11 protein-coding genes are annotated in these 11,968 nt (G+C 35.2%); 2 read left to right on the top strand and 9 right to left on the bottom strand.

Annotated elements, in window-relative coordinates:
- Window positions 1–110 precede the first annotated feature (110 nt).
- The 9 genes from AB7942_RS29365 to AB7942_RS29325 form a co-directional block, all read right to left on the bottom strand.
- Complete coding sequence (locus AB7942_RS29365) at window positions 111–479, bottom strand: MerR family transcriptional regulator (protein WP_369449606.1); 369 nt, start codon at window positions 477–479, stop codon at window positions 111–113.
- A gap of 19 nt (window positions 480–498) precedes the next feature.
- On the bottom strand, window positions 499–1,209 hold the full coding sequence (locus AB7942_RS29360) for an SDR family NAD(P)-dependent oxidoreductase (protein ID WP_369449605.1): 711 nt from the start codon (window positions 1,207–1,209) through the stop codon (window positions 499–501).
- A gap of 281 nt (window positions 1,210–1,490) precedes the next feature.
- Window positions 1,491–2,381 carry an SDR family oxidoreductase gene (locus AB7942_RS29355; RefSeq protein ID WP_369449604.1) on the bottom strand — a complete coding sequence of 297 codons (891 nt, stop codon included), beginning with the start codon at window positions 2,379–2,381 and terminating at the stop codon, window positions 1,491–1,493.
- Entirely contained in the window at window positions 2,359–3,381 is a 1,023-nt protein-coding gene (locus AB7942_RS29350; RefSeq protein WP_369449603.1) for an aldo/keto reductase, read from the bottom strand. The genes AB7942_RS29355 and AB7942_RS29350 overlap by 23 nt, the downstream gene beginning before the upstream one ends.
- A 15-nt stretch (window positions 3,382–3,396) precedes the next feature.
- The gene (locus AB7942_RS29345; RefSeq protein ID WP_369449602.1) at window positions 3,397–3,921 is read right to left on the bottom strand and encodes an NAD(P)H-dependent oxidoreductase; all 525 of its coding nucleotides are present in this window, start codon (window positions 3,919–3,921) and stop codon (window positions 3,397–3,399) included.
- Window positions 3,922–4,010: 89 nt separating this feature from the next.
- A complete protein-coding gene (locus AB7942_RS29340; RefSeq protein WP_369449601.1) occupies window positions 4,011–4,547 on the bottom strand; it encodes an NAD(P)H-dependent oxidoreductase in 537 nt (178 codons plus the stop codon).
- 107 nt (window positions 4,548–4,654) lie between these two features.
- Window positions 4,655–5,302: an SDR family oxidoreductase gene (locus AB7942_RS29335; RefSeq protein WP_369449600.1), complete on the bottom strand. Its 648-nt coding sequence runs from the start codon at window positions 5,300–5,302 to the stop codon at window positions 4,655–4,657.
- Window positions 5,303–5,351: 49 nt separating this feature from the next.
- Window positions 5,352–5,786, bottom strand: coding sequence for a MarR family winged helix-turn-helix transcriptional regulator (locus AB7942_RS29330; protein ID WP_335700304.1), 435 nt, complete (start codon window positions 5,784–5,786; stop codon window positions 5,352–5,354).
- Between the two features lie 419 nt (window positions 5,787–6,205).
- The gene (locus tag AB7942_RS29325; protein ID WP_369449599.1) at window positions 6,206–7,900 is read right to left on the bottom strand and encodes a multicopper oxidase family protein; all 1,695 of its coding nucleotides are present in this window, start codon (window positions 7,898–7,900) and stop codon (window positions 6,206–6,208) included.
- A gap of 1,024 nt (window positions 7,901–8,924) precedes the next feature.
- On the opposite strand from AB7942_RS29325, the gene AB7942_RS29320 reads away from it, so the two are divergent.
- Window positions 8,925–9,182 (top strand): hypothetical protein, encoded by a 258-nt coding sequence (locus AB7942_RS29320; RefSeq protein WP_369449598.1) that lies wholly within the window; start codon window positions 8,925–8,927, stop codon window positions 9,180–9,182.
- 1,140 nt (window positions 9,183–10,322) lie between these two features.
- Complete coding sequence (locus AB7942_RS29315) at window positions 10,323–10,874, top strand: hypothetical protein (protein ID WP_369449597.1); 552 nt, start codon at window positions 10,323–10,325, stop codon at window positions 10,872–10,874.
- The last annotated feature ends 1,094 nt before the right edge of the window (window positions 10,875–11,968 follow it).

Here is an 11,968-nt window from a genome sequence, read left to right as displayed (position 1 = left end):
TGTTCAATACAGAGATCATCTTCTTGAAACTGCCTAGGTCTTTTTTAAAAATGTCCTTTACAACGGGTACACTTTAATGTACGTTGGTCTTTTCTACTTTATACAATTTATTAATGATTTTCTTTCATCTCTTGTTCAAGTCTTGTAATTTTCTGTTGAATTTTTATTAAATTTTCTTCGGTATCACGAATTTGTTGTAGAACATTGATTTCTTGTTGTTTCATCATTTCTAGTCGTTGAGGGATGGTATCATCCCCATCCATTGACCAATCTACAAACTGTTTAATGTCCTTGATTGGCATTCCGGTATTTTTTAAACATAAAATGATTTCCAGAAACTTAAGTGCATCTTCGTTAAAAACTCGGTCCCCTTTTTCAGTTCTTTTGAGAAAGGGGAACAGTCCTTGATTATCATAGTAGCGTAATTGAGAAATGGATAAATGATTGATTTTTGCAACTTGTCCGATCGTATAATTCATATGATTTCCCTTATGGTGTTTACCAAGGAATAATCCCATTTTTATTAAGGATTTTACCATTATAATTTGTTTTGCTTAAGGCGTATTTAACAATGATTTGTGCACCTTCCGCAGGTGTTTTGCCTCCTGGAGCATTGCCATTAAGGTCGGTAGTGGTAAAACCAGGTGTAACTCCTATAATTTCAGGACCGTTTGTACCAAATTCTTTACCAAAGGCTAATGTTAAAGAATTTACAGCGGTTTTTGATGAATTATAGCCTAATATATTAAGATGTCCAGCATCACCATTGTCAAACATTGTTTGTGAAGCCATATCGGTAGTGACGTTTACAATTTTCCCACCCTGGGATTTTTTTACTAGTGGTAAAAAGGTTTGGATCATTTGAAATGTGCCAAAGAAGTTAACATCAAATTCTTGACGCAGGGTTTCTAATTTTAATTCACTAGGAAAAATATTGAAATCGAGTGCAATCCCTGCGTTGTTTATTAACAAATCTATGTGATCTGTAACTTCAAGGATTTTATTTTTTGAGTTTTGAATTGATTGTGTGTCTGAAATATCAACTTGAACAAATGAAACATTCGAAAAGCCTAAAGATTGTACAGCTTTTTGTCCGAGTTTTTCATTGCGAGCTCCTAAAAATACGTGATAATTTTTTTCTGCTAATTGACGGACAATCTCATACCCAATACCTTTATTTGCACCTGTTACAATAGCGAATTTTGTCATATTTTATTTCCTCCAATATTTTATTGATTAGATACAATTAAAAATATACGACCTAAACCTAAGTTGAGGTCAAGGTGTTTTTTAAGGGAAACGATAAAATCCTTTTTATCAGTAACAATATTCTTATTTAAACAAGTCAAAGTTCCTGCTACGATAATAATTTATACGATAGGTGGTGACTTGACTTTATGGTCGGATCTCAGCAGTCAAAATGTTGATAATCATCCTGTCATTGCTATGGGTCGGGAAGCAAATGCATATCCCCAAAAAACTTGGTGCCCCTAAAAGAGGATTCCAGGCTTGATTAAGCTAATACTGATATCCCATAATTTCCGGGCAGAATCCTGGTCATTTGCAGCTTCAGTAGTTTCTGTTTCTTTGCAGTTAACAAAGAATTTACCGCTAACGCCAAGAACATCAGGGGAGGAAGCAAGATAAACTGGTGTAACCGCACCTTTTTTCGGATTAGTTGAGAATGTTTTGAATATCGTCCGTAGGATCCAAGGCATGTCATGCATAAGATTAGTGCGGATAATTCCTGGATGCAGGCTGTTAACGGTAACACACTTTCCATCAAGCCTCTTTGAAAATTCCTTAGTAAATAAAATTAAACCTAATTTAGTAGGACCTACTGCTCTGAAAAAAGCATAATTTTGTTTGTTCATAAGGTCATCGAAGTTCATTTTAATTCCGTTGTGCTTGGAGGCTACATTAATAATTCTTCCTTCACCACTTGCTTCAAGCGACTCCAGTAAGAGTTGGGAAAGGATAAAATGAGATAAATAGTTTGTGGCAAACGTGGTTTCAATTCCATCTTCAGTTTCAGAACGTTTTGCTAAAAAGACTGCTGCATTATTAATTAAAACATCTAACTTGTTATACTTTTTCTTAAATTGATCCGCTGCTTTTTTGACTGAACGCTGAGATGATAAATCAGCAAGAAGGAGATCTACTTGGGTATTACCTGTTTCTTCAATAATATCTTGAATCGCTTTTTTGCCTCGTTCCTCATTTCTGCATAATAGAACAATTGTTGCTCCTTTTTTAGCTAATTCTATGGCTGTAGCTTTACCAATCCCTGAGTTGCCACCAGTAATTAAACAAATTTTCCCCTTCATCGATTTCTCCGCTTCTCCAAGCAATTCAATATTATTTTTTTTCAATCTTTTCAAACGTTTTTCCATGGATGGCATTTAAAACAGATTCAGATGCAAGAAAATCATGTGGGAATCCCAGGTCAATTTTGCTAGCTTCATATAATTGGGTAAGATGTGTTTCTGAAAGACAGAAAGCCAAACTTCCAAGATTGTCTTTCATTTGTTCTTCTCGTTTTGAACCAATTAGCGGAATGACGGTACCAGCTTGTTGACGGACCCAGTTTATTGCAACTTGGGCAGGGAGAACTGCTAGTTCTTTTGCGATTTCTTCCACAACTGCAGCAATAGCCCGGTTGCGTTCATTTAAGCGTGCACTTTGAGGAGATAATCTCCCTTTTTCAGATGAAGGATTACTGTATTTTCCCGTTAGTGCACCGCCAGCCATTGGTGCCCATGCAGTAACCCCAATATCTAAAGCGCGTGCCATTGGTAATAAATCTCTTTCTGGAGTTCGCTGCAACAAATTGTACTCCACTTGCAAGCCGATAAACGGAGTCCAACCACGAAGTGTAGACAGCATATTAGCTTGTGAAACAATCCAAGCAGGTGTATCCGAGACTCCTACATAAAGAATTTTTCCGGAACGAACTAAATCGTCAAGTGCACGCATCACTTCTTCGACCGGTGTCATAAAATCCCAAGCATGAAGCCAAAGTAAATCAATATAATCGGTCTGAAGCTGTTTTAAGCTCTTTTCAACGGATTGAACGAGATTTTTTCGATGGTTACCGCCGCCATTTGGATCGTTTGGACGAGTGTTCAGTGTATATTTAGTCGCAACGACAAACTGTTCACGCTTTTCACGAATAAATTCCCCAACATATTTTTCACTTGTTCCATTGGTATAATTGACAGCCGTATCAATAAAATTCCCACCAGCTTCAACGAAAGCATTGAAGATTTTTTTGCTTTCTTCCTTAGAAGCGCCAAATCCCCAGTCTTCCCCAAACGTCATTGTACCTAAAGCTAATTCAGATACTCGTAAGCCGCTTCTTCCTAACAATTTATAATTCATTACAAGACCTCTTTTCTAATAGTTATTTTTCAGATGACATACCAGCTCTTCAGCACTTTCGAGGACTTGTTCGTTCGTTAAGAAGCGCACTCCCTGTTTCGTAAAAGTGGGCAAGAACCGCATGCCGGTCAAGTTGGCTGTTGCCTGAAATGGTTTGGTTAACTCGCTTATGCTGAAGTGATTGTATCCGCCAGCTTGATAAGCTTCTTCTGGTCCGCCTGTTGAAATTACTAACATAAACTCTTTGCCGCGTAATTTCGTTCCTTCTGACCCATAAGCCCAACCGTAAGTGAGAACCAAATCCTGCCATTGTTTTAACAAAGCGGGTGAACTGTACCAGTAGAATGGGAATTGAAATACGATACGATCATGCTCCAATAGAAGTTGCTGTTCTTTTTCCACATCAATCTCAAATGTTGAGTAATTTACACATAAATTATGGACCGTAACATTTTCCTCTTGTTGAAGACGGTTCATCCACGTTCTATTTACCTTCGATTGTTCCAAGTTTGGATGGGCTACAATAACTAATGTTTTCATTTAGATCACCTTTCAATTGTTTGTACACTTAAACAAAAATCATTAAAAGGTATTTCAGTGAAAGAAATACCTTTATTTAAATATGTTAATTAAGCTTCAATTAAGGATGGCTGAAGAACGTGATTTACATATGCTTTTGCATTTTCTTCAAGTTGTTCATTTGTGACATGCATAACACCATTCAGCATAAATAACGGCATAAAACGGGTACCTATGAGGTTGCTTGTTTGTTGTAAAGGAGTTGTTAAAGTCTCCATGGTAAAATGATTATAGCCAGTAGGCTGGTAGGAATCTTCTGGTCCAAAGGTTGAAATCGCAAGACCTAGTTCTTTACCGTGTAGCTTGTCACCGCCTTCGCCATATGCCCAGCCGTAGGAGAGCACTTCATCCTGCCATTGTTTTAACAAAGAAGGCGTGCTGTACCAGTAAAAAGGAAATTGAAGAATAATACGGTCATGTGATTCTAATAGGCTTTGTTCGTGTGCTACGTTTATTTTCCCGTCTGGATACGCTTGATAAAGAGTATGAATCGTTATTTCTTCGTGTTTTTTCAATTCCTGCATCCAAGTGCGGTTAATTCGAGATTGTTCCAAATTAGGGTGTGTGATAATTACAAGAGTTTTCATTAGTTAGTCTCCTTTTGTCATTTTTCTTTTCTAGTTTGGATTACACATATTGTGTTCATTAAGAGAATTTTTACATTTGTACATACAAATTATGTTGCAAAAAAATTTTACTTTTCTTCATACATAATTTCTGTTTCAGTTTGATTTTCGTACATGCTATAAAATGTGTTCGCAATATTTTCAGATGAGAAATAGGTTCCTTCTTGTACAAAGCCTTTAATCGTTAATGTTCCAACATAAATTCCTTTAGGGCTCAATTCTTGGTGCAAGCTGTATGCTAAATTGCGAATACCTGCTTTTCCAATCGCTAATGAAGCATAGTCAGCATAGGGGTGAAGAGCTAATCCTCCGCCCGTTAATAAAATGGTTCCATTTTCCATATGGGGAATCACTTCTTTTACACTGGTAAGAGCTCCAGCTACACTGATTTTAAAATCTTCCACTAATTGATCCACGCTTAATGTTGTTGGTTTGCCTGGTCTTCCTGCAGCAGCATTGTATAAGAGTACATCAATTTTTCCATAAGTTTTAATTACCGCATCAATGGCTGTTTTCAAAGATTCTACTGAAGAGACATCCCCTGGAAATCCTTTTGCTGCAATCCCATCATTTTTAAGTTCATTTTCATATTTCTGTAATGACTCCATATTGCGGGAAATCAAGGCAACATTAAAGCCTTCTTTTCCGAATTTCCTTGCTGTATTTAAGCTAATTCCTGGTCCAGCACCGACAATTAGCAATATTTTTTCAGTCATAATTAAGCCTCCTAAATATTTGTATATACAAATGAATGGGTAAAAAAAATTACAGTTCTCTTTCTAACTTATTGCTCGCTTCATGAAGAGTTTTACTTAAATCTTTACTGAACTCGCTTCCTAAGATTTCGGAATAGCTGTTAAACAATTCTTTTAAAGAAACCCGAAACTGCAGGTACACCTTTTCTCCTTCTTCAGTTAAAGAAATCAGTGTTTGTTTTCCATCCATTTTTCTGGTGACCAGGTTAAATTTTTCAAGTTTATCAATAAACCTCGTACTTGTGGAAGGTGCAATAGATAACTTATGACATAGTTCCTTCTGTGTGATTTCCGGATGGAACTTCACAATCATTATCATGTAAAGATATGAAGGAGCAAGGTCACCAAAATCAAATGTCTTTTCGGTTAATTTTGTTATGTTTCGAGCAAACCGACTAGCTGTAAAGTAAAGACAATGTATTAATACCTGTTCTTCTTCATTCATGTAATCAATCCTTTTTTTCATTTGCATATACAAATTAACACGAAATTACCTTAAGGTCAACTAAATCATATTTCTTGTTTCCTTCAGACACAGTATATATTATAAACTTTGTTCCAAAACTTATTAAGATTACATTAAAAGGATGAGAGAAATGAAAGCATTGCTATTGCGTGGAAAAGGTCAATGGAAAGCAATGAAGATTGAAGAAGTGGAAACACCAAAACCCGGTCCAGGTGAGATTTTAGTAGAGGTATATTAGGTTGGGTTAAATCCTGAAGGTTGTCCCTTTATAGCCATAGAAAAATCCCCTCCAAATAGTAGTGTAACACCCAAGTTAACTTCATGGGCTTTTTACACTATCTACTTAAAGGGGATAATATCAAAAGCTAGTCTTTTTTTCATTACTATTACCTTTATTTTTAAGGGTGGCGATGATGAGGATGGTGATGGTCATGGGAACTTGACTCATCATGGTCTTCATTACAACATTGAGCAAACGAGTCATCCGGACACACGCCTGGAATCGGAATGCATGGGTCAAAATTATGATTTTGGAGTACTTCGTACGGTCGCATCATATCGTGGTCTTCATGTTCAAGGATATGACAATGCCATGGATAGATTCCTGTAAATGGCCCAAACCGTGCAATAATGCGGGTAACCTCCCCAGGATTGGCACGAACGGTATCTTTCCAACCCATTTCACTTGGATCGAGTGGCAGTGGCGGCCCAATGACAGGATTATCATTTGGATCACCGGAGAACGTAGCACGACTCAATATTTGAAAAGTAACAAGGTGCAAGTGAATGGGATGAGTATCCGGTGTAGTATTGAAAAGTTCCCAAATCTCTATAGTCCCATTATATGGTGTTTCTGTTATAGGCAATTGATCCCAATCCAGATTATTTAATAGAAGTTTTAAACGCCCGAACTCATCTGTAGTTTCCACTAAGACATTTTTTCGTACCGTTATAGCATCGGCAGGATTAAGTCTCTCTAGGCAACTTAGCTTTTCTGGAATTTTACTTTTGTCAGGTTTAGAGAGTTTTTGTTTGACACGAAATTCCATAATCTGCGTAAGGTCCGGTGATGGTGGATCGCCACCAGGGAATGGTGCTGGTGCGTCATTTGTTAAAATAATACTTTGACCGTTATGGGTTGAAAAATCGATAACCACATCGACCCGTTCCGCGGGTGCAAGGGTAATTTGGGATACATTTTCTATCTTTCTTTCCAATAGTCCTCCTTCCGTGCCAATTAAGGTAAATTTTGGACCAGGAGAACTAAGACTAATACGGTAAAAGCGAGCATTGGAGCCATTAAGGATGCGGAACCGGTATTTCCTTGGCTCAACCTCAAGGAAGGGCCATACTTTTCCATTGACTAAGATGGTGTTGCCAAAAAACTCAGGAACGACTGATGGATTTGGTAATGTTGGATCTATTGGTGGAGGCGGCTGTGGTGCTGGCGGAGGCTCATGGCCTGGCTGGGTTGGATAGAACAATTCACCATTAGGATAGAACGAACGATCTTGGATGACCAGCGGAATTTCAAATTTTCCACTTGGAAGGTCCAATTCTTCCTCTTCATCATCTCTGAGGATATAAAATCCTGCAAGCCCAGCATAAACGTTCAAACGAGTGATTCCAAGGGCGTGATCATGATACCATAGTGTTGCAGGGCGTTGACAGTTTGGATAAAAATAGACTTCATGGGCGAATTTCGGCCCAACATTTTCAAAATCTCGCGTAAACCATGCCTCAGGATATCCATCATTTTCCGGTCTAACCCGACCTTCATGTAAATGTACAACCGTCCTTACAGAAGGTTTATCTGGTTCTGCACCATGAAGTGTTCGATCCACGGGCAGCAGGTGTTCAAAGGGCAATTCATTTTTCCACTTGACTAAAATAGGCTCATTTCTTCTTACTTCGAATGTAGGACCAGGATACATACCGTTATAACCCCAAACGGTAGTTGGCGGCAAATCACGATGTAATTTCTGCTTTACTTCTCTCATGGTTACTTCAAAGAATGGAATGCCATCTGATTTATCTTTTGGTTTTAAGATTGGTGGTAAAGGTAACGCATCTACAAACTTCTGTAAAGACATTTATCTTCCTCCTATTTAAAAAATTAAGCATACCTTTTATTTTTAGTTCTTAAACAGGTAATTTATTACAAAAAAGAGTTGATTCCTGCTCATTTTTATCAGTAGCCCCGGTACCGATTAATCATCCTTTTTTGGTTTAGGGATTTTTTTTATTAAACCGCGGGCGCTTATGTTAAAAAAAGGGCTGCTGTTGCAGCTTTTTCGTTTCTAAAAAAAAGGTTGTGAAGAGTTGCACTTAAAGTAACTGGTGCGATTGTTCAATAAGAGCAGTCGCTTTTCTTGTTCAGCTAACGTAAGCAATTTAGTTTAATAAGAACAACTGTTAAAATAGCCACGAAAGAGTCCAAAAAGGAGTTGGTATTTTGGATAACTTTACGATGCTTATTGATGTTCTACCTCAGTTGGCAAACATAATTAAAGACTATTTTATTAGTAAATCCTAATTTGATTTAGCAAATCAGGTTGATATTCTTCGAATAAAAGGTATGCGAGTTGGCGACCCTGATTCTTTTCAAATAGCAATGCATGGATTACCTTAATCCTTACTGTATTAATTGTGAGCTCAATCAAGGTTAAAAAACTCTAATTTAGTATTCAATGTGAAAAAGCTAGTGACCTAAAAGCGAATAGCTTTTTTGTCTTATTCATATTAACCTATTTTTTCTATTAATTTATAATTAAGAATTCATTAATATAGAAAATGCATTCATTTATCGTGCTACATTGTATTTAAATAAAATTGAAGGTTATTTTAACTTTAAGTGGTTTGTTTTCGGAAAAAATGGAGGCAATTATATGTCATATTTAATAAGTTCATTTGAACAACGTAGTGATGAAACCCCATGTAAGGTTCTTACAGAATTTATTTAAAGGATGTGAAGTATTTTATTTAAACTATCGGGTACTTAAGTTGAAGTTGGGGTTTCGGTGACAATGACAAAGTTAATATCTAAAAGTTGTTTTTTAATTTTAAAATGCAGAAATGTAGTGTATACACTACTGTTATTTATAGGAGGACAGATCAATGAATACACGGGAAATCAAGGTCCAAAAACAAGGCTGGATTCCTAAAAAGGAACGTATATGGGTAATCGTGGCGATTATTATCGCTGCTTTGATAATGCTTTGGGAACTTAAGGGACTATTACAGCTTTCATTAACCACTCTGCACAGCAGGCAGTTCGAACATACATTTAAAGGTTTTGGCTCCAATGCAAGAATTGCCTTATTTTTTGTCCTTGCTTATTATGTGCTTCTGTTGCTTTTGCAATGCTATTTTTAATTCATTCTTTTTTATAACCAACATGTTTATTGCCGTATTAGAGTCAGAGAAATAGTCTATTTTTAGGTGTAATGACGTTAATGTAACAATGGGTGAAATAATAAAGTGATTGTTTCGTGATTTTTTAATAAGTGCTTCTTGGGTAACTCTTTTTTTGGAGAACAAGATTGTGAAGAATTATACTTAAACAAACGGTGCAATAGTTGAAGAACGAGGATTGCTTCGGCGATCCTTTTTGTTATTGAGCTAACGAAGCAGGTTAGTTTAAGAAGGGATTATGGGATTATTGTAATTGAGCTGAATATACCCTAAGGACCTCTTAATTTTAGGAGGATGATGGAAATGTGGCGAACCCTTAGAATTTAGGGGCTAAGGGGGGCTAGAGTTGAATAAGACTAATCGGAAGGAGTTTATTATTACAAGGTGATCGTCAAGGGAGTTCTTTTTTATGTTGATAAAGACTCATTTAGTGGCGTAAGTATAGTTAAAGAGGGAACATTAAAAAGAGATTTAACTATTTATGAATAAAATTGTAATGTCTTTTGAAGTGCATAATTTCTAAAGTTTCCTAATTAAAAGTTTTGAAAATAAAATATAGCTTGAGTATTCTTTGGTACTTACTAATTACCTTTGAAATCGGAGAGATTTATATGTTCTTGTGGACATTATTGGGAATTAACTTACTTATTACATTTTTTCTCATTTATCGTTCTTTTAGGCTATTAAAACTATTCCATTGGTATGAACTTATTATCATTTTTCTTTTTATTGCTTCTGTAAATTCTTGGTCTTTTAATCTGTATTAATCTGCTTACGACACTTTAAATATTGTAAGAAAGCCAAAAGAATATATGATAGCGTATATCCAATTTGTTTTTTTGTTTCCAATATCACTACTATGGATAGTAAGTTTAATTAGAAGAAAGGTTGCTCTCAATTATACAATCGCTTTCTTCTTAACTTGGTGTACAGCTTATATTTTGGTCTTAGAATTAGATGTTTTTTTTGATGTAATAAAAATAAAGCATTCACACTGGTATCCAATACTCATTTCATTTGGATATAACACAACAACCATTGTATTAACTATTTTTTTTATGAAATTCTTAAAAGGACAATTAGTAAAAGAAGGAAAATGGAATGGATAATATTGTAGAAATATTATATAAGATTTATAAACCTATTGCCCCAAAACACTTTGACAAAAATGAATGGTGGATTATCTTTTTATTTTTCTTCATAGGTACTATCGTGTATTACCTTCATAAAAAGTCTCGTTTGATAGCAACATCTGAATTATTATTAATTTTCTTATTTAATATCTACTTTGCTTCATTAGGAGATTATATCCTTGCAATGAAACCCATAGACCTATATGACACTGTGGATTTAGATAGTGGAGAATTGTTTGATATACCTTTGCACACCGTTGTATACTCAGGAACAATTTATATTGCGTTACACTTCTATTTATTATTAAATCCCAAAAAGTCACATTATATAGTATTTTGGGCTTTACTTCTGACACTTTTTGAATGGATTTCTGTACACTTCTTCCACTTATTCACATACAAAGGTTGGAATCTGATTTTAAGTTTTCTATTCTATTTAGTTGTTATTACTGTAAACTTGATATTATTAACAGGAGTAAGGAAATCATTTAGTAAATGCAAATCAGGAACTAAGTATTAATAATTTCTCATTTTAAACAAAAAATGCACTCTGAATATCTTGAAGATATATATCAACAAAACCAAACTTTACTCATTTAGGATTATAGCTCTTTATTTTAAAGAGATCCTTATGGAGCTAACGGGTGCGATGACTTACATAAGTCATCGCATTTTTTGGTTTGATTAACGAAACAGATTGTGAAGTACTGTACTTAAAGTAACGGGTGCTTAAGTTCAAGAAAGCAAGGCTGTTGTTGCGGCAGCCTTTTTCTGATTGTGCTAACGGAGCAGGTTAATGTAATAAGAATATTTAAATTTTAATTGAAGGAAATCCAATTTATGGAATATAATAAAATGAAAGTAGGGGGGATAAAATGTTTAAACTCATTGTAAGCGTGGGGATTTTTTTTATTGCTATGTTACTTAGTTGTTACTTTTTTGTAGGTGTTAGTTTTATTAAGTCTTTACAGATGACATTTATAATTACAATTTTACACATTTTATTCCTTTTTATCGAAAATAAATTTCAGAAAAATAAATCTTTATATTCGTGAAGGATTGTACTTAAACTATCAAAGCAGGTTTGTTCAATAATTTTCCACAATAATTGGTATTTATTGTATAATTGTAATTAGGTTACTATAGGAGGGAAGTATATGATATTAAATACAATAACACCTATATCAATATTAGCAGGACTTGTTATTCTTGGATTCCTAATGGTTAAGTTAGTTAAGGTGTTAAAAAAATAGGGGAGGACAGGTTAGATTATTCAAATACGAATAGTCTTTTTTTTACCTTAACATAAAAATTTGTGAAGAATTACACTTAAAGTAACGGGTGCTAGAGTTGAAGATCAGAGCTGTCATTAAGGCAGCTTTTTCTTGTTGAACACACGAAGCAGGTTAGTGAAAGAAGTAAAAACGCTTAATGCGTAATTGCCCCCTATTATTCACTTGAGAATTAACAGACATAATTCAAAAAAAAAGAGGGAAACCCCTCTATGTTATCTTGTAAGTTGAAAAATGAATTGTTCTTTAAACTTTCGTTGGTCACTATTTTTATGTTTCCAGGTTACAGATACCATTAATGCTGTTGCCTTAGTATCTAAAG

This window comes from Neobacillus sp. BF23-41 (genome assembly GCF_041106275.1).
Note: the sequence above shows the minus strand (reverse complement) of the source record. Positions and strands in the feature narration are given on the sequence as shown.